Raw genomic sequence first — 23,781 nt, 5'->3', positions numbered from 1 at the left:
GAACGCGGAGGGGGGTTCGGTGGGCGCGTCGCGTCACCACAGCGGATGCCGGTGGCCGGGGGATGGGACGGATCACCGACCGTCCCATCCCCCGGCACTTTTGATGCCGGGAGTACGACGGACCGTGGGGGTCATCGTCCTCCCGGCATCGCGACTTCCCAGGCGCCGAGACTCGGTTTGGACGCAGGCCCTAGACTTGGTCCAATCAAGGCAACGGCAGAGGGGGCGGCAGCATGTCCAAGTTCACCGATACGGGATTGACCTTCGATGACGTGCTGCTGGTGCCCGCCTATTCTGACCTGCAGCCGGGAGAGGCCGACACCAGATCCCGCCTGTCGCGCGGCATCTCGCTGTCCATCCCGCTGGTCTCGGCGGCCATGGACACCGTCACCGAGGCGCGCATGGCGGTCGCCATGGCCAGGCAGGGCGGCATCGGCATTCTTCATCGCAACCTGTCGATCGAGGAGCAGGCGCAGCAGGTCGATCTGGTCAAACGCTCCGAGGCGGGGATGGTGACCAACCCGGTCACCTGCAGCCCGGACGACACGCTGGCCGACGTGGAGCGGTTGTGCGCGACGTACCGGATCTCGGGGGTGCCCGTGACCGACATGTCGGGCACGCTGGTCGGCATCGTGACAAATCGCGACATGCGCTTCGAGACCGACCAGTCGCGGCCCGTCCGCGAGGTCATGACCAAGATGCCGCTCGTCACCGCCCCGGTGGGGGTGTCCAGGGACGAGGCGTTCGCGCTGCTCAGGCACAACAAGATCGAGAAGCTGCCCCTGGTCGACGCCGACGGCAGGCTGCGCGGCCTGATCACGGTCAAGGACTTCACCAAGAGCGAGCAATATCCGCTGTCCACCAAGGACGCCGACGGCCGCCTGCTCGTGGGCGCGGCCGTGGGCGTCGGCGGCGACGCCGAGCTGCGTGCCAAGGCTCTGATCGAGGCCGGGGTGGACGTGGTGGTCGTGGACGTGGCCCACGGCCACTCCAAGGGACTGGCCGACATGATCGGCAAGCTCAAAGCCAACAGCAAGGTCGAGGTCATCGGCGGCAACATCGCGACCAGGGCGGGCGCGCAGATGCTGGTCGAGGCCGGCGCGGACGCGGTCAAGGTGGGGGTCGGGCCCGGCTCCATCTGCACCACCCGAGTGGTGGCCGGCGTGGGCGCGCCGCAGGTGACGGCCATCTACGAGGCATCCAAGGCGTGCGCGCCGGCGGGCATCCCGGTCATCGGCGACGGTGGCCTGCAATACTCCGGCGACATCGTCAAGGCCATCGCGGCCGGTGCGAACACGGTCATGCTCGGCTCGCTGCTGGCCGGGTGCGAGGAGTCGCCCGGTGAGCTGATCTTCATCAACGGCAAGCAGTTCAAGTCGTACCGGGGCATGGGATCGCTCGGTGCCGTACGCAACCGCGAGCGCGGTGGCACCTCCTTCAGCAAGGACCGCTACGCGCAGGCCGACGTCGGCGGCGATGACAAATACATCCCCGAGGGCATCGAGGGGCAGGTGCCCTACCGCGGGCCGGTCGCGGCCGTCGCGCACCAGCTGGTCGGCGGGCTGCGCCAGGGCATGTGGTATGCCGGGTGCCGCACGATCGAGCAGATGCACACCGACGGGCAGCTCATGCCGATCACGGCGGCGGGCCTCAAGGAGAGCCACCCCCACGACATCCAGATGACCGTGGAAGCTCCGAACTATCACAGAAGGTAAGTTCATGACTCAGCAGGTGGAGATCGGCCGGGGGAAGACCGGGCGCCGGGCGTACGCGCTTGACGAGATCGGCCTGGTGCCCTCGCGGCGCACTCGTGACCCGGAGGAGGTCTCGATCGCCTGGCAGATCGACGCCTACCGGTTCGAGCTGCCCGTGGTCGTCGCACCCATGGACAGCGTGGTGTCGCCGGCCACCGCCATCGAGATCGGGCGGCTCGGCGGGCTGGCCCCGCTCGACCTCGAAGGGCTCTGGACGCGCTACGAGGACCCGTCGCCGCTGCTGGAGGAGTGCGCTGCCCTGGATGCGGCGGCGGCCACCAAGCGCCTCCAGGAGATCTACGCGGCTCCGATCAAGGAGGACCTGATCGGGCGGCGCATCGAGGAGATCCGTGCCTCAGGCGTGACGACTGCCGTACGCCTGTCGCCGCAGCGCACGGTCCAATACCACAAGGCCGTGATCGACGCCGGCGTGGACATCTTCATCATCCGCGGCACCACGGTCTCCGCCGAGCACGTGTCGGGCCGGGCCGAGCCGCTCAACCTCAAGCAGTTCATCTACGAGCTGGACGTGCCGGTCATCGTGGGCGGCTGCGCCACCTACACGGCCGCCCTGCACCTCATGCGCACGGGCGCGGCCGGGGTGCTGGTGGGCTTCGGCGGCGGCGCCTCGCACACCACGCGTAACGTGCTGGGGGTGGCGGTGCCGATGGCCACCGCGATCTCGGACGTCGCGGCGGCGCGGCGGGACTACATGGACGAGTCGGGCGGGCGCTACGTCCACGTGATCGCCGACGGTGGCATGGGGACCTCGGGGGACATCGCGAAGGCGATCGCGTGCGGGGCGGACGCCGTGATGGTGGGCTCGCCGCTGGCGCGGGCCGCCGAGGCGCCGGGGCACGGGTTCCACTGGGGGTCGGAGGCGCACCACCCGGATCTGCCCAGGGGGCGGCGGGTCGAGTTCGGGACCGTGGGGACGCTGGCGCAGATCCTGCACGGGCCGTCGAGCGTGGCGGACGGGTCGATGAATCTGATGGGTGCTTTGAAGCGGACGATGGCGTCCACCGGTTACTCCGACATCAAGGAGTTCCAGCGGGTCGAGGTCGTGGTGGCGCCGACCCAGCGCTGACCCTGACCGGTCTCGGGAAGGTCGGCTTCCCGAGACCGGGCCTCATTCCCAGGGCTTCCAGTCGTCCGTGGGAATCTCGATCCTGATCGGGTCGGGCAAGGTGATCGTCTCTCCGAGGCTCCAGTTCTCCTTGTGGAGGTAGGCGGCGGAGGCCTGGTCGGGTATCGAGTAAAGGGTGACGGCGGAGACAGCCGGGTCGAGATCGACGAGCAGGTAGTAGGGGATCTCGGCCCGCGCATATCCGCACCACTTGCCCTTGCCTGACTGCTTGTCGGCCGGGGGGCGGTCTCGGTTTGCCGTCGAGGGAGATGTCACTTCGACGACCATTTCGGCTTGGTCGGTCATCAAGTGCATCTGGTTGAGCTTCAACGCCTCCTGCGTGACCTCGGAATCCATGACGATGACATCCGGAATGTAGCCGTTCTCCTCGGCGACGAAGTTCAGGCCGTTGCCGAGGACGCTGCGCCATCGGTAGGACGGGTCTGCATGACGCGCGCGACCGATGATCTCGGCGATCTCCGTGCAGATGATGTTGTGCATCAGGCGGGGGGCGGGGGACACGACGATCTCTCCATCGATGATTTCGACTCGGGTGCCGTCGTATGGGATGTGGAGATAGTCCTGGAGATCGCCGTCAACCCACATCTGATAGGACGAGGACGAGCTCGGCAGGATGAAGCGAAGCTCCTCTGGCAATCTGGCGACTGCTGTCACTTCTTGTGACTCCTCCCTCACGGTCAGCTCCCGTCATCGTAGAGGCCCTGCTTACTGACTGTACTCAGGATCATGCAGGCCGTTGCATTCATCCGCATTTTTGCCATGCCAAGGATTCCGTGCTCGCCCGCAGGGGCGGGCACGAGGGCTACGCCGAGCGGCCGGGCGGAGTTCGCGCGGCAACTCGTGCGCGTGCTGCTGGATCCGGACGCGTAGTGTTTCGACCATGGAATCCGTAGAGGACAGAATTGCCCGGCTTGAGCGGCAGGTTGCGGATCTTCAGCGGCATCTCGGCATCGATCCCGAGCTCGCGAACTCCGGCGGCCCGTTCCTGCCGCCGGAGTTCTACCACGCCTTGGAGAGGAGGAAGACGATCCTGGCCATCAAGATCTACCGCGAGGCGACCGGGGCGTCCCTGCTGGAGGCCAAGAACACGGTGGAGTCGATGGCGCGCCGGGGGCATTGAGGCGGGTTCATGCCCGAGATCGAGCGGGTGTTCCGGGGGGAGTACGGCCGGGCCGTGGCCGTGCTGGTGCGTGCCTTCGGGGACATCGACCTGGCCGAGGAGGCCGTGCAGGAGGCGTTCACGGTCGCGGTGCGGCGCTGGCCGGTGGACGGGGTGCCGCCGAGCCCGGCGGGATGGATCATCACCACCGCCCGCAACCGGGCCCTCGACCGGCTGCGCAGGGAGTCGGTGCGGCAGGACAAACATGCTCAGGCCGCGCTGCTGCAGTTCCGCGACGAGCCTCCGGAGGAGGGGCCGGTACGCGATGACCGGCTGCGACTGATCTTCACCTGCTGCCATCCCGCGCTCGCCGTCCACGCCCAGGTCGCTCTGACGCTGCGGTTGCTCGGCGGCCTGACCACGGCGGAGATCGCGCAGGCGTTCCTGGTGCCCGAGCCGACGATGGCACAGCGGCTGGTCCGGGCCAAGAACAAGATCCGTGCTGCGAAGATCCCGTACCGGGTGCCGGAGGAACGCGATCTGCCTGAGCGGCTGCACGCCGTGCTGGCCGTGATCTATCTGATCTTCAACGAGGGGTATACGGCCAGCTCGGGCGATCGGCTCGTGCGCGAGGAGCTCTGCGCGGAGGCCATCAGACTCGGGCGGCTGTCGGCCGCGCTCATGCCGGAGGAGCCCGAGGTCATGGGGTTGCTCGCGCTCATGCTGCTCATTGAGTCGCGGCGGGCCGCGCGCATGGGGCCGACGGGCGAGCTGGTGCCCCTGGCCGAGCAGGATCGAGGGCTTTGGGACCGCGGGCTCATCGAGGAGGGACAGGTCCTCGTGCGGAGCTGCCTGCGGATCGACCGGCCGGGGCCGTACCAGATCCAGGCCGCGGTCAACGCGGTGCACAGCGACGCGCCGAGCGTGGCGGACACCGACTGGGATCAGATCCTGCGGCTGTACGATCAGCTCCTGACGTACGACCCTAGCCCGGTCGTGGCCTTGCACCGGGCCGTGGCGGTGGCCGAGACGGAAGGGCCCGAGAAGGCGTTGGCCCTGGTCGACGGGCTCGACGTGGCGGGCTATCACCTGTTCCACGCCGTGCGTGCCGACCTGTTGCGGCGGCTGGGGCGGCATGAGGAGGCGGCGCAGGCGTACGAGGCGGCCATCGACCGGGCGGGCAACGAGGTGGAGCGCGAGTTCCTGCGACGCAGGCGCGAGGCAAATGAGCAGGGGCATTGATGGCGGGTCGGGTATGCGTGGTCACGGGGGCCAATCGGGGGATCGGGCTGGAGGTGGCCCGGCAGCTCGCGCTGGCCGGTGACACGGTGCTGCTCGCCGCCAGGGACCTGGCCAAGGCCGAGAAGGCGGCTCAGGGGCTGGGCGGCGAGGTGGTGCCGACGCGATTGGACGTCTCGGATCAGGAGTCCGTGGACACGTTCGCCGAGGGCGTGCGGGAGTCTCATGAGCGGGTGGATGTCCTGGTCAACAACGCGGCCATTCACTACGACACCTGGCAGCGGGCCGTGGACGCGGATCTCGGCGTGGTGCGGGAGGCTTTGGAGACGAACCTGCTGGGGGCGTGGCGGGTGACGCAGGCGCTCCTGCCCCTCCTGCGAGGCGGACGAGTGGTGAACGTGTCCAGCGAGATCGGGTCCCTGGCGTCCATGAGGGCGGGCACGCCGGCGTACGCGGTGTCGAAGGCCGCGCTCAACGCGCTGACGAAGATGCTGGCCGCCGAGCTGCGGCAGGACCGGATCCTGGTGAACGCCGTCTGCCCCGGCTGGTCGGCGACGGACATGGGCGGTCCGGGCGGGCGGCCCGTCGCCGAGGGGGCGAGGAGCGTGCTGTGGGGCGTCGATCTGCCGGATGATGGACCGACCGGTGGTTTCTTCCGCGACGGGCGGCCCCTCCCCTGGTGACGGGGGTCCACGGGAGTAGGGCATGGCCGGTGCCGGTCAGGCCCGGTGGCGGGTGGAGCGGTTGCTACCCTGACGTGTGGCTGATCTTCAACATACGCACGAGGTGGTCTTCGACGGGGACGTCGTCACCAAACGGTATGTGGACGGCAAGCAGGGCGGGGCGGAGCGCGAATGGCGGGCGCTGACTCTGCTGGCCGAGCACGCTCCGGGGCTGGCGCCGGAGCCGATCGCGTTCGAGGCCGGCGTGGTGTCGATGACGAGGATCGACGGGGTGTCGCTGCGTGGGCTGTCCGTGGGGGATGCCCAGGTCGCGGCCATGGCCGAGGCGCTCGACGTGCTGTATGCGGCGGTGCCGCCTGCTGTGCTCGAGACCGTCCCGATACGCCCGTGGCAGCGGGCGGCGGTCCGCGACTGGGTCCGGCGGCGGGGCGCGGAGTGGCGGTCGCGGGATCCGCTGGCGGATCGGGCCGTGGAAGAGGGCTTGCGGTGGCTGGAGAGCTGGACTCCCGGTGAGTCGGGGGTGACACCGGTGTTCGGGGGCGGCGACGGCAACCTGGCGAACTTCCTGTGGGACGGCGCCCGCGTCCGCAGGGTCGATTTCGAGGACTCCGGACGCAGCGACCGGGTGTGGGAGCTGGCGGAGATGGCCGAGCACGTGTCCATGTGGGTGGAGGGCGAGGTGGACATCGTGGGGCGGTTCGAGCTGAGCCCGCCGGAGGAGCGGCTGATGCGCGACTACCGCAAACTGCACGGGATGACCTGGTTGTTCCTGCTGTCGCACGAGAGCCCGCGCAATCCGCCGGGGACCTTCCGGCGGCAGGTCGAGCGGGTGCTGGCAACATTGGCCGCATGAGACTTGCCCGGCCCGAGGACAGAGCCGACGTTGAGCAGCTGGTCCACGCCGCCTACGAGCCGTGGATCGAGGTCGTCGGCATGCGGCCGGTCCCGATGGAGGCCGACTACGGCGCGCTCATCGAGGCCGGGCGGGTGCACGTCACCGACGACCTCCGAGGGCTGATCGTGCTCGTGCCCGAGGACGGGGTCCTGCTGGTCGACAATGTCGCCGTACGGCCCGAGAGCCACGGCAAGGGCATCGGGCGGGGGCTGCTGGCGTACGCCGAGGAGGAGGCGCGCCGGCTGGGGCTGCCCGCGCTGCGCCTCTACACGAACGTCAAGATGGCCTCCAACATCGCCTTGTACACGTCGCTGGGCTACGTCGAGACCGGCAGGGAGGGCGTCAAGGGCCGCTCCGCCGTGATGATGCGGAAGGAGCTCAGCCCGTGAGCACGCCGAGCAGGTGCGTGACCTCGCGCGCCACCGCGTCGCGGCCGGCCTTGACGTATTTGCGGGGGTCGACGACGCGCTCGTCGTGGGCCAGGTAGTCGCGTACGGCGCCGGTGAACGCCTTGTTCAGGTGCGTCGCGATGTTGATCTTCTTCATGCCGCGCCGTACGGCCTCGCGCAGCACGTCGTCCGGCACGCCCGACGAGCCGTGCAGCACCAGCGGCACCGGCACCGCTGCCCGCAACTCGGCGACGAGCTCCAGGTCCAGCACCGCGTCCTTGCTGGTCATCGCATGCGAGGTGCCCACGGCTACGGCCAGTGCGTCCACGCCCGTCCTGGCCACATAGCCGACCGCCTCGTGCGGCTTGGTCCGGGCGCCTGGCGCGTGCACGCCGTCCTTGCCGCCGACCTCGCCCAGCTCGGCCTCCACCCACACGCCCCGCTCGTGGCACCAGGCCGCCACCTCGGCGGTCGTGCGGACGTTGTCCTCGTCGGGCAACGCGGAGGCGTCGTACATGACCGAGCCGAGCCCCAGCTTCACCGCCTCCTCGACGAGCGCGCGGTCGGTGGCGTGGTCGAGGTGGACGGCGACCGGCACGTCGGCTTGCCGGGCCACTGCGAGCGAGGCCAGCGCGATCGGCTCCAGCGCGCCGTGGTAACGCACGCAGTTCTCGCTGATCTGCAGGACGACCGGCAGGCCGAGCGCCTCGGCGCCGGCCACGATGGCGCCGGCGTGCTCCAGCTGGATCACGTTGAAGGCGCCCACCCCCGCGGGCGACTGGCGGACGATGTCGCCGATGGCGGCGAGGGGCATGGCGGGGCTCCTTACGTGATGACGATCTGTGGATGGATGGCGGCGTAGACGTCATGGTCGAACGCGCCGGCCACCGGCGCGGCCACGGCCGCCGCGCCGAGCGCCGCGGCCCTCCTGAGCCGGTCGGGCCACGGCCGCTCCACGTCCATCGCCAGTCCCGCGACGAGGGCGTCGCCGGCCCCGGTCGGGTTGCCCACCACGGTGTACGGCATCCGCGCCCGGAATGTCCCTTCCCCGGTCACGGCCAGCAGCCCGTCGGCGCCCATGGACACGACCACGGCCTCCGCACCCTGGCTACGCACCTCCTGCGCGCCCTGTCCGCCGGGAAAGGCCCTGGCCAGCTCCTCGGCGTTGGGTTTGACGACGGCGGGGCGGCCCTTGGGCGCGTGGCGCAGGGGGTCGCCGTCCGCGTCCACGATCACGGGCGCGTCGGGGATGCCGGCGAGCGTGGCGTAGATGTCGGCGGGCACACCGCGCGGCAGGCTGCCCGAAAGGACCACCACGTCCGCCTCCCGCGCCAGGGACGTGTAGCGCCGCACGAAGCCGGCCAGCTCGTCGGGTGTGACGTCGGGGCCGGGCTCGTTGAACAGCGCCGTGCGGCGGGTCGTGACCTTCTCATGCGGGGCGCCCGGCTCCTGCGGGGCGGTCGGGCCGGCGGTCTCGCAGACGGCCAGCGTCGTGCGGGAGTCGCCGGCGATGCGGCACAGCTCGCTCCGCAGTCCCGCCGCCTCCAGGTCCTCCTCGATGGCCCGGCCGGTGGGCCCACCCACCAGGCCGGTGACCAGCACCTGGCGGCCGAGCGCGGCCAGCACGCGGGCCACGTTGACGCCCTTGCCGCCCGCGCGCCGGTGCACGGCGCCGACCCGGTTGACCCCGTCCCAGTCGACGGAAGGCACCTCGTAGGTCACGTCGAGCGCCATGTTGAGCGTCACGGTGAGGATCATCGGGGCTCCGTGACCCAGACGCCGTCCTTCATCACCCCGGCCACCTCCAGCTCATCGGAGAGCACCACGAGGTCGGCCGCCTTGCCGACGGCAATCGAGCCGATCCTGTCGGACAGCCCCAGCACCCGTGCCGGCGTCAGCGAGGCGACCTGGACGGCGTCGGGCAGCGACATGCCCACCTCCCGCACGGCGCGCCGGAAGGCGACGTCCATGGTCAGCGTGGAGCCCGCGATGGAGCCGCTCTTGACGAGCCGGGCCACGCCGCCGTCCACGCGTACCTGCATGGAGCCGAGAGCGTAGTCGCCGTCGCCCAGCCCGGTGGCCGCCATCGCGTCCGTGACCAGCGCGGTCCTGCCGGGCCCTGCCACCTCGTACGCCAGCCGCAACATGGCCGGGTGCACGTGCACCCCGTCGTTGATCAGCTCGACCGTCACGCGCTCGTCGTCGAGCAGCGCCGCCACGGGACCCGGGGCGCGGTGCCCGAGCGGCGGCATGGCGTTGTAGAGGTGCGTGGCCACGCTCGCGCCCGCCTCGATGCCGGTGATCGTCTGGTCGTAGTCGGCGTCGCTGTGCCCGATGGCCGCGATCACGCCTTCGGCAACGGCCATGCGGATCATGTCGAGCGCGCGGGGCAGCTCGGCCGCGATGGTGATCATGCGTACGTGCCCACGCCCGGCCTTCACCAGCCCCGCGAACTCCTGCGTCGAGGGCTCGCGCAGCAGCGTCGGGTCGTGCGCCCCACAGCGGCTCCTGGCGATGTAGGGGCCCTCGAAGTGGATGCCCGCCAGCAGCCCTTCGTCGCACAGCTCGGCCAGCGCCGCCGCGGCCCGGGTCAGCCCGTCGAGCGAGTCGGTGACCAGGCTGGCCATGGTCGTCGTGGTGCCGTGCCGCCGGTGCAGCGCCACCGCGTCGCGGGCCCGGTCCTGCTCGCCGGTGGGGAACGAGCCGCCCGCGCCGCCGTGGTTGTGGATGTCCACGAACCCGGGGACGATGTGCCGCCCGCCCAGGCTCAGGCCCGGCCCCGGCGCGGATCCGTGGCCGACGTGCGTGATGCGGCCGTCTTCAATGGTCAGCCACCCCTCGTGCACTCCCTCGGGAGTCACGATCCTGGCGTCGGCGAGAGTAAGGCTCATGAGGAAAGAATCACAGATCGCGTGAGGTGCATGGGCTCGTCAGGGTCCAGCCCACGCGCGAAGGCCCTGGCGACGGCCACGCGCTGGGCGCGGATCAGCTCGGCCATCGGGTCGAGCCCGCTCTCGACGAACGTCCCGCCGGTCTGCTCGACCTGCGCCCGCAGGCCGCCGGGGGCGGCGCCGAGCATCCACGTCACGCGCCCGGGCGCGGCGATGCTGATGGGGCCGTGCCGGTATTCCATGGCCGGGTAGGCCTCCGTCCACGATCGGGACGCCTCGCGCATCTTCAACGCCGCCTCCTGCGCCAGCCCGACCGACCAGCCGATGCCCAGGAAGCTGAACTGCTCGGCCTCGACCAGCGTGTCCAGCAGCGGCGCGGCCACGGCCTCCTCGGCGTCGGCGATCGCCTGCGTGAGGTCCTCGCCGAGGCCGGCACGCAGCAGGGCGAGCTGCGTGGTGGCGAACCTGGTCTGCACGACCGACCGCTCGTCGGCGTAGTCGAGCACCACGACCTCGTCGGCGGCCGTCATGATCGGGGTCGTGGGATCTGCGGTGATGGCCGTGGTCGCCGTGTCGATCCGGGCCAGCAGCTCCAGCACCTCCGTCGTGGTGCCCGAGCGGGACAACGCCAGCACGCGGTCGTAGCGGCGGCCGACGGGGAACTCGGAGGCGGCGAAGGCGTCGGTCTCGCCGTGCCCGGCGCGCTCGCGCAGGGTCGCGTACGCCATCGCGATGAACCACGACGTGCCGCAGCCCACGACGGCGACCCGCTCGCCCCGGCGGGGGAGCACGTCAACGGGAACGTCCTCGATGGCCCGCCGCCAGCACGACGGCTGGGACGCGATCTCGGCCTCGGTGTGCGTGGTCACCGCATGCCTCCCATGATTGATTGTTTCTGCACTATTTATAGCAGAAAAGCGCAGCAATGTGCAGTAGTGGCTCGGGCTGCGGTGGTGTGCCACGCTTGCTGCTGACCACATCCGCTAGGAGGCCTCGTGTCCCGCTACGACCGCTGGAACGCCATCCTCGAGCTGCTGGCCCAGGAGGGCAGGCTGTCGGTCGAGGAGGCCGCCGAGGCGCTCGACGTCTCCACCGCGACGATCAGGCGGGACTTCGACCAGCTGGCCCAGCAGCAGATGCTCATGCGCACGCGGGGCGGGGCGGTCGCGCAGAGCGTGAGCTATGACCTGCCGCTGCGCTACAAGACAGCCAGGCACGCCGACGAGAAGCACCGCATTGCGAGCGCGGCGGCCGAGCTGGTCACGCCGGGGGCCGTGGTGGGGCTCAACGGCGGCACGACCACTTCCGAGCTGGCGCGCACCCTCGCCACGCTGTCCACGCTGGAGAGCGGCTTCACGATCGTCACGAACGCGCTCAACATCGCCGCGGAGCTCACCGTACGCCGGCACGTCAAGATCGTGGTGACGGGCGGGGTGGCCAGGCAGCAGTCGTACGAGCTCATCGGGCCGCTGGCGTCCGGCGTGCTGGAGCAGGTGACGCTGGACGTGGCCTTCCTCGGCGTGGACGGGCTCGACGTCGAGCTGGGCGCGTCGGCGCACCACGAGGGCGAGGCCAGCGTCAACCACCTGATGATCAGCCGGGCCGCCCAGGTGGTCGTGGTGGCCGACTCCTCGAAGATCGGTAAACGGGCGTTCTCCCGCATCTGCCCCATCAACCAGATCGACACGCTCGTCACCGACGCGCAGCTGTCTGACGCCCTCGCCGGGCAGCTCTCCGACGCCGGCGTCAAGGTCGTACGCGCGTGACAGCGGCCCCCTCGCCGGAGGCAGGGGTCGTATGGGGCCGGGCTTGGGTAGGTATGGAGCGCAGGCGATAGGGGGAGCTATGACGTCGGGAAGGAGCGTGGCGCGGCTCGGGCCCGCGGAGCGCGCCGCGGCACTGGAGGACATGGCCGCGCGGGAGCTCGACGTGGTCGTGGTCGGCGGCGGTATCGTCGGCGCGGGGATCGCGCTCGACGCCGCGACCCGCGGCCTCGATGTCGCGCTGGTCGAGGCCAGGGACTTCGCTTCGGGCACCTCATCACGCTCCTCCAAGCTCATCCACGGGGGCCTGCGCTACCTGGAGCAGCTCAACTTCGAGCTCGTACGCGAGGCGCTCCAGGAACGCGCGCTCCTGCTGCAGCGGATCGCGCCTCACCTGGTCAGGCCGGTGCCGTTCCTCTTCCCGATGACCCATTTCGGCTGGGAGCGCCCCTACGTGGGCGCCGGGGTGGCGCTCTACGACACGCTCGGATTCGCCTCCGGGCTCAGCCGCGGCGTCCCCGGCCATCGGCACCTGTCCAGGTCGCGGGCGCTGCGGCTGGCCCCGGCGCTGAAGAGGGCCGCCTTCACCGGCGCCGTGCAGTACTGGGACGCCCAGGTGGACGACGCGCGTTACGTGATGACGACGCTGCGCACGGCGGCCACGTACGGCGCTCTCGTCGCGCCCCGGTCGCAGGTCGTGGGGTTCCTGCGGGAGGGGGAGCGGGTCACCGGCGTGCGGGTGCGGGACCTGGAGTGCGGCGAGGAGCTGGAGGTGCGCGCCCAGCAGGTGGTCAACGCCACCGGCGTCTGGACCGACGACATCCAGGAGCTGGTGGGCGGGCGGGGCCAGATCCACGTCCGCGCGTCCAAAGGCATCCACCTGGTCGTGCCGCGCGACCGGATCCACTCGCTGACCGGGATCATCCTGCGTACCGAGAAGTCGGTGTTGTTCGTGATCCCGTGGGGCCGCCACTGGATCATCGGCACCACCGACACCGAGTGGACGCTGGACAAGGTCCACCCCGCGGCCTCCCGGGCGGACATCGACTACCTGCTCGACCATGTGAACGCCGTGCTGTCGGTCCCGCTGACCCGCGACGACGTCGAGGGCGTCTACGCCGGGCTGCGGCCGCTGCTGTCGGGCGAGTCCGACGAGACCTCCAAGCTGTCCCGAGAGCACGTGGTGGCGCACCCGGTGCCGGGGCTGGTGATGATCGCGGGAGGGAAATACACGACCTACCGGGTCATGGCGCGCGACGCCGTGGACGCCGTGGCGCATGGGCTCGACCAGCGGGTGCCGCGCTCGTGCACCGACCGCATCCCGCTCGCCGGCGCCGAGGGTTACCAGGCGTTGTGGAACTCCAGATATCGGCTCGCCCAGAGCTCGTCCCTGCACGTGGCCAGGATCGAGCACCTGCTCCAGCGGTACGGGTCGCTGATCGACGAGGTGCTGGAGCTGATCGAAGGGGACCCGTCGCTGGCCAGGCCGCTGACCGGGGCCGACGACTACCTGCGTGCCGAGATCGTCTACGCCGCCACCCACGAGGGCGCCAGGCATCTCAACGACGTGCTGACCCGGCGTACGCACATCTCCATCGAGACCTTCCACCGCGGCCAGGGCGTGGCGCAGGAGGCGGCCGAGCTGCTGGCCGGGCCGCTCGGCTGGGACGGGGAGCAGGTCAAGAGGGAGGTGGAGTACTACACCAAGCGCGTGGAAGCCGAGCGTCGCTCCCAGGAGCAGGACTCCGACCAGGAGGCGGACGCGACCAGGCTCGGCGCGCCCGAGATCGTCCCCGTGGTCGCACCGGAGTGAGCATGACCGACCGTCCAGGCCGCTCGGTGCGGGCGGCCCGGAGGCCGCCCGCTGACACTGCTACGCCGGGGGCGGGTAGCGCGTGGCGTCGTGCACGTCGAGCAGCGGCTCCTTGACGCCGTCGCCCGAGTCATCGGTCCAGTTGGAGTTGCCCGTGGCGATCAGTGTGCTGCGTACGGCCAGCGAGCCCGCCCTGGTCGTCGGCTTGCGGGCACCCGAGGTGAGGATGCCGGCCGCGCCCGCCACGTGCGGCGAGGCCATCGAGGTGCCGCTGATCGTGTTGTAGCCGCCGTTCCGCCACGTCGAGTAGATGCAGGTGCCCGGCGCGGTGATCTCGACGGCGGCGCCGTAGTTGGAGTAGAACGCCGAGGTGTCGTCCTGGTCGGTCTCGCTGCGGCACGACAGCGTGCTGCCGCCGGCGCCGCCGGGCAGGCCGTCGTTGTCGGTCAGGGCCGAGACGGTGACCACGTCGGGGTGGTTGGCGGGGAAGAAGGTCGAGGTGTTCGCGTGGCTGTTGCCGGCGGCCACGACGACCACGACGCCGCGGTTGACCGCGTTCGCGATCGCATTGCTGATCGCGCTGCTGGAGCAGCCGTTGCAGCCCAGGCTGAGGTTGATGACCTCGATGGTGGACGCGCGCGCCACCACCCAGTCGATGCCGGCGGCGATCCCGGACAGGGTGCCGGAACCGGACGCGTTGAGCACCTTCACACCGTGGATCCGGGCGCCGGGCGCGACGCCGACCGGGCCGATCGCGTTGTCGATGGCTCCCACAGTGCCCGCGACGTGCGAGCCGTGGCCGTTGTCGTCAGTGCCGTTGTTGTCGCGGCAGAGGCCGTTCACGCAGTTGGTGCGCGCCACCACGTTGAGGTCGGGGTGGGTGTAGTCGACGCCGGTGTCCACGACGGCCACGTCCACGTCGATGCGGACGTCGTCGGTGCCGTCGATGTCGAGGTTCGGGTTGTCGGGGCCGAAGATCCGCCGTACGCCGGTGGGCGTGGTCTGCGGGAAGGCGGTGACCTCGGCGTCGGGCTCGACGCTGAGCACGTTCGGGTTGCGCTTGAGCTGCTCGGCGGCGGCCGCGCTCAGGCGGGCGGTGTAGCCCTTGAAGGCGTGCTCGTAGACGCCGATGAGCTGGCCGCCGTGCTGGGACACCTGGTCCTGGGCGGCGCCGCGGGGCGCCCGCATCGCCGGGTTGAGCTGGACGATGTACGTGCCGTCCGGTGCGGTGGCAGAGACGGGGATGGGCGTCAGGGGTAACGCCAGAGCGCCGATGAGCAATGCGAGCAGGGGGGTGAGTGGTCGCATGAAAGCCCTTCCTCGACAGGGAGCTGTCAGTAAAGCTTTCATCATTTGTCTGGAAAAGTCCATAAAAAAGGTGCCGGTTCGTCACGAACCGACACCTCTTGGTGGCTTAACGAAGCGGTATCCAGGCTTGTGAGACGAGCGTCGCGGCGTCGTTGACCTGGATGCCCTCCTGCGAGAAGGTCCAGATCGTCTCGCCGATGACCATCGAGCGCTGGATGCCGGGCTGGTAGTCCTGGCCCTCCTGGACAGGGTGCTTGATCATGCCCAGTTTCGACACACCCGAGTCATCGATCTTGAGGACGAGTGCGCCCGACTCGGTCTGCTGGGTCAGCGGGATCACCGACAGGCCCGTCTTCGGCCAGTACAGGAACGCGTGCGGATCCCACTCGGCCTCCGACCCTGAGTCCTTCTGGAACAGCTGCGACAGCCGGCGCGGGCTGGCGGGGTCGCTGACGTCGAACAACGACACCTGGGTGCCGAGCGTCCTGCCCTGCTCGCTCGCCTCCTGCCCGATGCCGATCAGCCGGCCCTCACCGCCGGGGTGCAGGTATGCCGAGTAGCCGGTGATCTTCAGCTCGCCGGTCACCTTGGGGGCCGCCGGGTCCCGCAGGTCGAGCGTGTAGAGGGGGTCTACCTGCTTGAACGTGACGCAGTAGCCGATCGGCCCGATGAACCTGACCGAGTAGATGCGCTCACCCTCGCCGAGCCCGCCGACCTCGCCGCTCTTGGCCAAGGTGTCGGCCTTCAGGACGTGGACGGTGCTGGAGCTGTTCTTGCCGTCAGCCGAGGTGAGCGTGGTGGCGACGCGGAGGTGGCCGTCGTGCTCGGACATCGAGTATTGGTTCAGCAGCCTGCCGTTGACCTTGCCGGAGGCCACGTAGGAGGGCGGTCCAGGGGAAGCGACGTCGAACCGGTGGATCTCGGTCTCCTCCGGCGGGATCGTGGGGGTCGGCTTCGGCTCTTCGGGGGTGGGCTCCTCCGCCGGGGCGGCGTCCGGGGTGTCCTCGATCGGCATCGGGAACGACCACCAGCGCGGGTTGCTGGCCACGTACAGGCTCGTGCCGGTGCCGTACACGATGTCGCCGTCGGCGGCGAGGCTGATCGGGTCGGTGCCCGTCGCGGTGACGCCCTGCGCCAGGTCGAGCGTGTGCACGGTCAGCAGCGAGGTGCCGGTGTAGTCGGCGGGGTGGCTGACCCGCTCGCACCGGACCGCGTCCTTCCTGACGGCGCCTGCCGCGTCCGTGATCTCGATCTTCGGGAGCCAGGCGTCGATCGGGGCCTGGCGCACCGCGGCCTGGTTCGCCTTGATGCGCTCGGCCTCCGAGGCGTCTTCCTTGGGCTGCGGGAGCGTGATCTCGGGCTGGCTGCGGGTGACGATCCTGACGGTGGAGCCGACCATCCTGGCGTCCACGTAGGTGCCCTGGGGCTTGACCGTGCTGAGGACCTTCGGTTCGCCGGACAGGTCGACCAGCACGTAACGGGTGTCGCCGAGCGGGACCATCGAGCGCCCCTTGACCATGATGTCGCCGTAGCCGCGGAACAACACGAGCGCGCGGTCGCCGGACAGCAGCAGGTCGGCGGGGGCGAAGACGCGCTCGTCGCCTTCGGTCAGCTTCAGCGTCGAGGTGACCTTGCGCGTGGCGGTGTCGACGACCCGCAGGGTGCCGCCGGTCACGGTGATCACCCGGTTGCCGTCGGTCTTGACCAGGTCGGGCTCGTCCACGCCGGCCTCGTGCACGTTGGTCGTGGAGTGCTCGGGCACGGCCGTCTTCGCGTTGGGGGTGATCGCCGCCGTGTCCTCCGCCCGCGCCGTCAGGGGCATGACGCCGCCGAACCCCCACGGGCCGACGTTCGCCGCCGCCTTCTCCCGCAGGCCCGCCAGCATGTCGTCGCAGCTGGTGTAGGCCACCAGGCGAACCGCCCCGAGGGTCGTCTTCTTCGGGGGCACCGGCGCCTCTCCCGTGGAGGAGGTGCAGGCGGCCGCCACCGTCACGAGTGCCGCGGCGGTCACGGCCGTACGGATCAGCGTCTTCATGACCTCATCACGGCTTTCCCTACCGGATGGTTCAGGAGCCCCGCTGCGGGTTGATGGTGAAGGCGGGGCTGAAGTCCACGTTGTTGGGCACCTCCAGCAGCTTGCGCAACAGCTTGCCGGAGAAGTCGATCACCTGGATCTCGTCATTGAGGCCGTTGTCCTGCTCCCAGCAGTAGAGGTGGCTCTCGTCGTAGAAGCCGAGCACCTTGTCGCAGTCGGAATAGAACTTGCGCAGGCGCTCGCCGGAGGCGGCGTCCCAGATGCAGTGATCGCCGTCCCCGCCGTTGGGGCAGTTGGTGACGAACGTCTTGCCCGACGGCGAGAAGATGTCCTGCGTGCCGGCCGACAGCGTGCCGATGCCCGGCATCGAGCGCGTGGCCTTGCCCTGGGCGTCGAAGAAGCGCAGGCCGCGGTTCTTCTCGCTGCCGTAGGCGTTGACCACGCCCTCGTCGGCGCCGTCGAAGCCGAAGGCCGTGTCGCGGACAGAGGAGTCGGACACGTCGACCTTGGTGGCCTCCTTCGTGGCCAGGTCCACGAGCACGAAGCCGAGATAGATCCACTTGTCCTTCCCGGTCTTCCGCTCCGTGTTGAGCAGGATCTTCGACCCGTCCTTCGACCAGGCCCTGATGCTGCTGATCAGCGGTTCCTTGACGGTCTTGATCGTCGTACGCTCACTGGACTGCCGGTCGGTGATGTAGATGAAGTCGTAGCCGTCGTCGCTGTACTGTCTGCCCCTGCTGGCCAGGTAGCGGCCGTCCGGCGAGACCATGGACTCCCAGTTGCCGGAGTATTTGGTGAACGGGCCGCGGAGCGAGCCCCTCGCGTAGTCGATCCAGTCGTCTTTGGCCTTGTCGAAGATCTCGTAGGAGGTCAGGACGATCGCGTCGGACGGGTTCTCGTACAGCGAGACCTTGCCGGGGAGCGTCTGCTTGGTGCCCGTCCGCGGCACGGCGGCCGTGGACGACGGGTTGGGGCTTGGTCTGGCGCTGGTGTCCGTGCCGGTGCCAGAGCTGGGGCTGGCACTGGTGCTGGTCCGCGTGCGACCGGGCGTCGCCGAGTCGGACGGTCCCGCCTGCACCGACGCCGCCTTGTCCATCTGGATGACCACGATCACCCCGGCGAGCAGCAGCAACGCGACCGCCACCGTGATGCCGGCGATCAACGGGGCCTTGCTCTTCTTCGGCGGCGGGTTGTACATGCTCGCGTACGTCGGCTGTCCGTACGGAGGCGGCGGCGTCGGCGGCTGCCACTGCTGCTGGGGAGGCGGCGGGACCTGCCCGGAATGCGCGGCCGGCGCCGGGTGCGGGAAGTGGCCGGGATAGGGAACCGGCACGGACTGAGGATTCGACGGCGGGCCGGCCTGCGGACCCGAGGGCGGGCCCGGCTGCGGACCCTGCTGCAGGCCGGGCTGCGGACCCGAGGGCGGTCCGGTCGGCGGCGCGAAGGGCGCCTGCGGGGCCGCTTCGGCGGCGGCCTGCGCCAGCATGCCGGGCTTGGGCGCCGGGTGCTGCAGCAAGCGCATGATCACCTGCTCGGCGGTGGGCCGCTGGGCCGGATCCTTGTTCAGGCAGGCGGCCACCACGTCACCCAGCATCCCGTCCAGGACGCCCAGATCCGGCTGCTGGTTGAGCACCCGGTTGATCACGGCGGGCATCGTGTCGCTGCCGAACGGCGCCCGCCCCGAGGCGGCGAACACCATCGTGCTCGCCCACGCGAACATGTCCGCCGCCGGACCCACGGTATGCCCCATGATCTGCTCGGGCGGCATGTATGACGGCGTGCCCACGACCGTGCTGCTGACGGTGGAGGTGGCGTTCAGCGCCCTGGCGATGCCGAAGTCGATCACCCGCGGCCCGTCCGCGCCGATGATCACGTTGGCCGGCTTGAAGTCGCGGTGCACGATCCCGGCCTGGTGAATGGCGGCCAGCGCGGTGGCGGTGCCGATGGCCAGCCGGTGCAGGACGGTGCCCGCGCGCGGGCCCTCCTCCTGCACCACCTGCTGCAGCGAGGGCCCCTCGATGAACTCGCTGATGATGTACGGCCGGTCCTGCTCGACTCCGGTGCCCAGGACGGCGGCGGTGCAGAACGGCGCCACCTGCTGGGCCACCTGGACCTCGCGCAGGAACCGCTCGACGCTGGCGTGGTCGCCGGACAAGTCGGGCCGCAGCCATTTGACCGCGACATGTCCGCCAGAATGGTCTTTGGCGAGATATACGACGCCCTGGCCGCCCTCGCCGAGCCTGCCGAGGAGATCCAGGCCCCCCAGCCGTTGTGGATCTCCGGGTCGTAGCGCAGCGTAGGTTGCCATGAAGAGATTCTGTCGCTATGGCACGGATCCGCAAAAACTACCCATGGGTAGCTTTAAGAATGTCCTCTGGTATGCACGTGACGTCCAGCGCCGGTACATGGGACGTCCATCTTGGTCAACTGCCGCCAAACCCCGCTGAGCTGCCACGATGTGTCGGGGTGGCTTCCGCGTGCTCTGCCACCGGGCGACCTGGCGGATCGACGACGGGCTCCGGGCGGAATAACCCGGCGTGGCGCCGTGTCGTTGACGTTCATGGAAATCCGTTATATCGGCGGGCCGACCGCGGTGCTGGAGCTGGGCGGCGTGCGGCTGCTGACCGATCCCACGTTCGACGCGCCCGGCGAATACCCGATCGGGAACAGGGTACTCACGAAGACCGCAGGTCCCGCCGTCGGGGCCGACGAGGTCGGGCCGGTGGACGTCGTGCTGCTCTCCCACGACCAGCATCCGGACAACCTGGACAGAGCCGGGCGCGCCTATCTGGCGTCCGCGCCGCTGGTGTTGTCCACAGGGGCGGCGGCCGAGCGCGTGGGCGCGCCTGTGCGTGGGCTGCCCAACTGGACGTCCGTCGACGTGGGTGGTGTGGTGCGGGTGACCGGGGTACCGGCCCAGCACGGGCCTGACGGGACCGAGCACCTGGTGGGGGAGGTGACCGGGTTCGTGCTCGCCGGGGAGGGGCTGCCGACCGTCTATGTGAGCGGGGACAACGCCTCGCTCGACGTCGTGCGGGCCGTCGCGGAGCGGGTGGGGCCGGTGGACGTGGCACTGCTGTTCGCGGGCGGGGCGCGGACGCCGCTGGTGGACGGGTTCCTCACCTTGCCGAGTGCCGACGCCGTCACGGCCGCGGAGATCCTCCAGGCCCGGTACGTGGTGCCGCTGCACTTCGAGCACTGGGCGCATTTCACGCAGGGCAGGGACACGGTGGAGCAGGCGTTCGCGGGGTTCGGCGACCGGCTCCGGCTGCTCGGGCCGGGCGAACGGACGTACCTGGACGTGTGATGCTCGCCTGTGGCGAACAGGCGCTGTCTTCCTGATCAGCGCCTGACAGGGTGGAGCGGTGAGCTGGAACGCGCGAGCGCTGGACGTCCTGGCGGCTGGGCCGCCGACCCCGTTGATCGACTTCCCGGTGCCGGCGCCCGGGATCAGGCTGCTGTTGAAGGACGAGTCCGCGCAGCCGACGGGAAGCCTGAGGCACCGGCATGCCAGGGCGTTGTTCCGGCAGGCCATCCTCGATGGGCTGGTCGTCGAGGGCACGACCGTGGTGGAGGCGACGGGCGGGAATGCCGCAGTTGCGCAGGCGTGGTTCGCGCAGCGGCTCGGGTTGCCGTACGTCGTGGTCATGCCGGGCGAGCGCAGCCAGGCGCGGGCGCGGGCGGTGGAGGCGCTGGGCGGGGAGTGCAGGTTCGTGACGCCGCCGCTGGCGATCTACGACGCGGCCCGGCAGATCGACGGGCACTTCCTCGACCAGTTCGGGCGGGCGGCGCAGCACGACCTGGCGGAGGAGTTGTTCGGCCAGGTGAGCCCGGACTGGGTGGTGACAGGCGCAGGCACAGGTGCGACCTCCGCCACCCTCGGCCACTGGCTACGCTCCCACCGCCCAGCCGACGGCCCCGACGGCGCCTTTCCAGGGGTCTCTGCCGAGGGGTCCGCGCCGGGCGTCGGTGGGAGGCCCGTGCCAAGCGACGAAGCGGCGGGTGGCGGGGAACGCCGGTGCCGGGTCGCGGTGGCGGATCCTGATAACTCGGCGTATTTCCCGGGTTGGACCCTCGACACCCCCGACTACGCGACCGGCATGCCCTCGCGCATCGAAGGCATCGGCCGGCCGCGCATCGAGCCCGGTTTCCGCCCCGACCTCGTCGACCTGGTCATCCCCGTGCCGGACGCGGCGAGCGTGGCGGCGGCCAGGCACATCAGGGAGGTGACAGGGCTGCCGGTGGGCGGCTCCTCGGGCACCGCTCTCTGGGCAGCGTTGGAGCTGGTCGAACGCATGCGCGCGAGAGGTGAGACCGGCACCGTGGTCTCGCTGATCGGCGACGCCGCCGACCGGCATCTGGCGACCTACCACGATGACGCGTGGGCCGTGGGGAAGGGCCTGGACGTCGGTCCTCACCTGGCCGAGCTGCGCCGCCGTACGACCGTTTAGCCCAGCGGGTGGCTGACCCAGACGTTCGGCTCCACATAAACGGCGTGGTCGTGCTCCACCGAGCAGTGCACCGGGTTCAGCGCGCCCGGCACCTCGACGGCGCCCGTGCGGTCGAACGGCAGGCCGGACCACATGCGCCATTCCGCCGGCGTGCCCGCGATCGTCATCGACCGCGGCGCCACCTTGACGATCTTGCCGCCCGCGCGTACGTGCACCCGCAACCACCCGTCGTACGGCAGGCCGTCGTCGCGGGTGCGGTAGGCGTACTCGCTCATCGGGGTGTGCGGTTCGAGGTGCTTCATGTTGGGCCGGACCGGTGCGACCAGCTCGCTGAAGCCGTGGCGGGCGGCACGCTCGCGCATCGCCGCGAGCATCATCGACGACAGGCCCTTGCCCTGCAGGTCACGGTGGACGGTGATCTCCAGGGCCGAGACGGCGTCGGGCCGCGTGCCGCGCTGGCGGGCCAGCCAGCCCCGCCGGACCACGCCGTCCCAGCCGTCGTCGGGCAGCTCGTCCCCGTCCGCCCGGTACGGGATCATGCATGCCCTGGCGACCAGCCGGCCGGGGTCGAGGTCGTCGTCGGCCACGAGCACGTACTCGGGGTAGATCGTGTCGGCGAACGGGTAGAAAAGATCGGCGATCGGATCCTGGAACATGAACTCGGGCCAGGTGTGGTCCATGTTCCACAGCGCCGCCCCGAGCTCCGGGCGCTCGGCGAGGGTCGTGATCTGGAGGGCCATGCCGAGCATTCTCACATCATGATTTGCCGGGAAGCGCATGATTTATCGGTGCGATACCCGTGCGCTAGCGTCGGCGGCATGACGGAACTTGATCACAGGCTGAAGGCGGTCACCGACCTCATGGTGGCCGAGGCGCGCGAGGGCGGCGGCAGGCACGAGTACGACGGCCGGATCCAGGACCTGTCGCCCGACGGCGTACGGGCCGGGCTGGCGCGGCTCGGCGAGGGGGCCGCGCCGGCCGACCCGCACGACGCCGAGCACCTGGAGGTGTTCGAGGAGAGCCTGCGGTTTCAGTTCGGGGAACTGCAGCTGCACCGCAAGAACCCCATGGCGCACCTGTCGAACTTGGATCTCGCCTGCTACGACCGCGACTACGGCCCCGAGGCCGAGCGCGCCGCGGCCAAGGCGGCCCATCTCGCGCTCTGGCCGGACGCCGTGGACGGCGCGATCGTCGCGCTCGACCAGATGAGCGCGCCGGTCGCGAAGTCCCTGATGGGCGCCGCCAGAGGGCTGGCGGCCGGTGTCACGGACGAGCAGGCGCTGGCAGCGCATGGCAGGCTCGTCGCCCACATGGAGCGGGCCGCGGCGGAGGGCGAGCCCGACGCCTCGCTCGGTGGCGACGTGCTGGCCAGGCTCATGGGCACCGCCGAGGGCCTGCCGGTGGACCTGGGCCGGCTGGCGGAGCGGGCCGACGCCGAGCGCGACCGGCTCATGGGCTTGCTCGCCGAGGCCTGCGCGCGGCTGGGGCGTTCGGGACCGCCGCTGGACGTCGTACGTGAGCTCGTCAAAGACCACCCCGACGCGGACGGCGTGATCGAGGCGGCCAGAGCGGGCACCGAGAAGGCCATCGCGTTCACCCGCGAGAAGGACCTCGTGCCCTACCACGACGGCGAGTGCCTGGTCGGTCTCGCGCCCGAGTCGCGCCGCTGGGCCATGGCGATGATGGCCTGGAACTCGCCCGGCGAGCCCGAGGGGCCGTCCTGGTACCACATCACGCCGCCCGACCCCTCCTGGCCCGAGCAGGACCAGGAGGAATGGCTGGAGGTCTTCAGCCACACGACGCTGCCGGCGATCAACGTGCACGAGGTGGCGCCGGGACACTTCTCGCACGCCCGAGCGCTGCGCCGGGCGCCGTCGGACGTGCGGCGGCTGCTGCAGTCGATGGCCTTCATCGAGGGGTGGGCGCACTACGCCGAGGAGTTGTGCGTCGAGGAGGGGTTCGAGGCCGGCGACCCGCGCTTCGAGATCGGCGTGTGGGTGGAGGCGCTCATCCGCGTCACCCGGCTGGCCTGCGCGATCGGCGTGCACACCGGGCAGATGACGGTCGAGGAAGGCGCCAGGCGCTTCGAGTCGGACACGCATCTGGCGGGGCCGGCGGCGCTGTCGGAAGCCCGGCGGGCCACCTTCGACCCGACGTACGGCCGCTACACCTGGGGCAAGCTGCTCATCCTCGACCTGCGGGAGCGGGCGCGCACGGAGTGGGGGACCGGCTTCACCGTGCAGCGCTTCCACAAGGCGCTGTTCGATCTGGGCTCGCCGCCCCTGGGACTGATCGGCGCGATCCTGTAGCGTCG

The 23,781-nt window shown here is 70.4% G+C and carries 21 protein-coding genes; 12 read left to right on the top strand and 9 right to left on the bottom strand.

What is annotated here, in order from left to right; all coding sequences use genetic code 11:
• The first annotated feature begins 233 nt into the window (after positions 1-233).
• Both guaB and ACTWQA_RS24250 read left to right on the top strand, forming a co-directional pair.
• A complete protein-coding gene (gene guaB / locus ACTWQA_RS24255) occupies positions 234-1,715 on the top strand; it encodes an IMP dehydrogenase (protein ID WP_443161408.1) in 1,482 nt (493 codons plus the stop codon).
• Between the two features lie 4 nt (positions 1,716-1,719).
• The gene (locus tag ACTWQA_RS24250; RefSeq protein WP_305924452.1) at positions 1,720-2,841 is read left to right on the top strand and encodes a GuaB3 family IMP dehydrogenase-related protein; all 1,122 of its coding nucleotides are present in this window, start codon (positions 1,720-1,722) and stop codon (positions 2,839-2,841) included.
• Positions 2,842-2,883: 42 nt separating this feature from the next.
• Here ACTWQA_RS24250 and ACTWQA_RS24245 read toward each other — a convergent pair whose 3' ends face one another.
• A complete protein-coding gene (locus ACTWQA_RS24245; protein ID WP_443161407.1) occupies positions 2,884-3,555 on the bottom strand; it encodes a Uma2 family endonuclease in 672 nt (223 codons plus the stop codon).
• A gap of 226 nt (positions 3,556-3,781) precedes the next feature.
• On the opposite strand from ACTWQA_RS24245, the gene ACTWQA_RS24240 reads away from it, so the two are divergent.
• The 5 genes from ACTWQA_RS24240 to ACTWQA_RS24220 all read left to right on the top strand — a co-directional run bounded on the left by ACTWQA_RS24240 (position 3,782) and on the right by ACTWQA_RS24220 (position 7,206).
• On the top strand, positions 3,782-4,021 hold the full coding sequence (locus tag ACTWQA_RS24240) for a hypothetical protein (RefSeq protein ID WP_443161406.1): 240 nt from the start codon (positions 3,782-3,784) through the stop codon (positions 4,019-4,021).
• 9 nt (positions 4,022-4,030) lie between these two features.
• On the top strand, positions 4,031-5,242 hold the full coding sequence (locus ACTWQA_RS24235; protein ID WP_443161405.1) for an RNA polymerase sigma factor: 1,212 nt from the start codon (positions 4,031-4,033) through the stop codon (positions 5,240-5,242).
• Positions 5,242-5,922 carry an SDR family NAD(P)-dependent oxidoreductase gene (locus ACTWQA_RS24230; RefSeq protein WP_443161404.1) on the top strand — a complete coding sequence of 227 codons (681 nt, stop codon included), beginning with the start codon at positions 5,242-5,244 and terminating at the stop codon, positions 5,920-5,922. The genes ACTWQA_RS24235 and ACTWQA_RS24230 overlap by 1 nt, the downstream gene beginning before the upstream one ends.
• A 76-nt stretch (positions 5,923-5,998) precedes the next feature.
• The gene (locus ACTWQA_RS24225) at positions 5,999-6,775 is read left to right on the top strand and encodes a phosphotransferase family protein (protein WP_443161403.1); all 777 of its coding nucleotides are present in this window, start codon (positions 5,999-6,001) and stop codon (positions 6,773-6,775) included.
• Complete coding sequence (locus tag ACTWQA_RS24220) at positions 6,772-7,206, top strand: GNAT family N-acetyltransferase (protein WP_443161402.1); 435 nt, start codon at positions 6,772-6,774, stop codon at positions 7,204-7,206. The genes ACTWQA_RS24225 and ACTWQA_RS24220 overlap by 4 nt, the downstream gene beginning before the upstream one ends.
• Here the strand turns inward: ACTWQA_RS24220 and ACTWQA_RS24215 are convergent.
• From ACTWQA_RS24215 to ACTWQA_RS24200, 4 genes are read right to left on the bottom strand one after another with little or no spacing between them, the layout of a single operon-like run.
• On the bottom strand, positions 7,196-8,020 hold the full coding sequence (locus ACTWQA_RS24215; RefSeq protein WP_443161401.1) for a class II fructose-bisphosphate aldolase: 825 nt from the start codon (positions 8,018-8,020) through the stop codon (positions 7,196-7,198). The two genes, ACTWQA_RS24220 and ACTWQA_RS24215, sit on opposite strands and share 11 nt — an antisense overlap.
• A gap of 11 nt (positions 8,021-8,031) precedes the next feature.
• Positions 8,032-8,964 (bottom strand): 1-phosphofructokinase family hexose kinase, encoded by a 933-nt coding sequence (locus ACTWQA_RS24210; protein ID WP_443161400.1) that lies wholly within the window; start codon positions 8,962-8,964, stop codon positions 8,032-8,034.
• The gene (gene nagA / locus ACTWQA_RS24205) at positions 8,961-10,097 is read right to left on the bottom strand and encodes an N-acetylglucosamine-6-phosphate deacetylase (protein WP_443161399.1); all 1,137 of its coding nucleotides are present in this window, start codon (positions 10,095-10,097) and stop codon (positions 8,961-8,963) included. Before nagA ends, ACTWQA_RS24210 begins: the two co-directional genes overlap by 4 nt.
• On the bottom strand, positions 10,094-10,966 hold the full coding sequence (locus ACTWQA_RS24200; RefSeq protein WP_443161398.1) for an SIS domain-containing protein: 873 nt from the start codon (positions 10,964-10,966) through the stop codon (positions 10,094-10,096). Before ACTWQA_RS24200 ends, nagA begins: the two co-directional genes overlap by 4 nt.
• Before the next feature lie 126 nt (positions 10,967-11,092).
• On the opposite strand from ACTWQA_RS24200, the gene ACTWQA_RS24195 reads away from it, so the two are divergent.
• Together ACTWQA_RS24195 and ACTWQA_RS24190 are read left to right on the top strand one after the other, a co-directional pair.
• A complete protein-coding gene (locus ACTWQA_RS24195) occupies positions 11,093-11,863 on the top strand; it encodes a DeoR/GlpR family DNA-binding transcription regulator (RefSeq protein ID WP_443161397.1) in 771 nt (256 codons plus the stop codon).
• 79 nt (positions 11,864-11,942) lie between these two features.
• Complete coding sequence (locus ACTWQA_RS24190; RefSeq protein ID WP_305924464.1) at positions 11,943-13,673, top strand: glycerol-3-phosphate dehydrogenase/oxidase; 1,731 nt, start codon at positions 11,943-11,945, stop codon at positions 13,671-13,673.
• A 60-nt stretch (positions 13,674-13,733) separates the two neighbouring features.
• Here ACTWQA_RS24190 and ACTWQA_RS24185 read toward each other — a convergent pair whose 3' ends face one another.
• The 3 genes from ACTWQA_RS24185 to ACTWQA_RS24175 form a co-directional block, all read right to left on the bottom strand.
• Positions 13,734-14,981, bottom strand: a complete 1,248-nt coding sequence (locus ACTWQA_RS24185; protein ID WP_443161396.1) for a S8 family serine peptidase — start codon at positions 14,979-14,981, stop codon at positions 13,734-13,736.
• A 106-nt stretch (positions 14,982-15,087) separates the two neighbouring features.
• Positions 15,088-17,016, bottom strand: a complete 1,929-nt coding sequence (locus ACTWQA_RS24180; protein ID WP_443161395.1) for a beta-propeller domain-containing protein — start codon at positions 17,014-17,016, stop codon at positions 15,088-15,090.
• 31 nt (positions 17,017-17,047) lie between these two features.
• Positions 17,048-19,324 (bottom strand): protein kinase domain-containing protein, encoded by a 2,277-nt coding sequence (locus ACTWQA_RS24175; protein ID WP_443161394.1) that lies wholly within the window; start codon positions 19,322-19,324, stop codon positions 17,048-17,050.
• 252 nt (positions 19,325-19,576) lie between these two features.
• Here ACTWQA_RS24175 and ACTWQA_RS24170 point away from each other — a divergent pair, with 252 nt between their 5' ends.
• Together ACTWQA_RS24170 and ACTWQA_RS24165 are read left to right on the top strand one after the other, a co-directional pair.
• A complete protein-coding gene (locus tag ACTWQA_RS24170) occupies positions 19,577-20,323 on the top strand; it encodes an MBL fold metallo-hydrolase (protein WP_443161393.1) in 747 nt (248 codons plus the stop codon).
• A 58-nt stretch (positions 20,324-20,381) separates the two neighbouring features.
• The gene (locus ACTWQA_RS24165; RefSeq protein WP_443161392.1) at positions 20,382-21,467 is read left to right on the top strand and encodes a PLP-dependent cysteine synthase family protein; all 1,086 of its coding nucleotides are present in this window, start codon (positions 20,382-20,384) and stop codon (positions 21,465-21,467) included.
• On the opposite strand, the gene ACTWQA_RS24160 is transcribed toward ACTWQA_RS24165, so the two are convergent.
• On the bottom strand, positions 21,464-22,207 hold the full coding sequence (locus ACTWQA_RS24160; RefSeq protein WP_443161391.1) for a GNAT family N-acetyltransferase: 744 nt from the start codon (positions 22,205-22,207) through the stop codon (positions 21,464-21,466). The genes ACTWQA_RS24165 and ACTWQA_RS24160 overlap by 4 nt on opposite strands.
• 78 nt (positions 22,208-22,285) lie before the next feature.
• On the opposite strand from ACTWQA_RS24160, the gene ACTWQA_RS24155 reads away from it, so the two are divergent.
• Complete coding sequence (locus ACTWQA_RS24155) at positions 22,286-23,776, top strand: DUF885 family protein (RefSeq protein ID WP_443161390.1); 1,491 nt, start codon at positions 22,286-22,288, stop codon at positions 23,774-23,776.
• The last annotated feature ends 5 nt before the right edge of the window (positions 23,777-23,781 follow it).

Source organism: Nonomuraea sp. 10N515B (genome assembly GCF_052245915.1).
GTDB lineage: Bacteria > Actinomycetota > Actinomycetes > Streptosporangiales > Streptosporangiaceae > Nonomuraea.
Note: the sequence above shows the minus strand (reverse complement) of the source record. Positions and strands in the feature narration are given on the sequence as shown.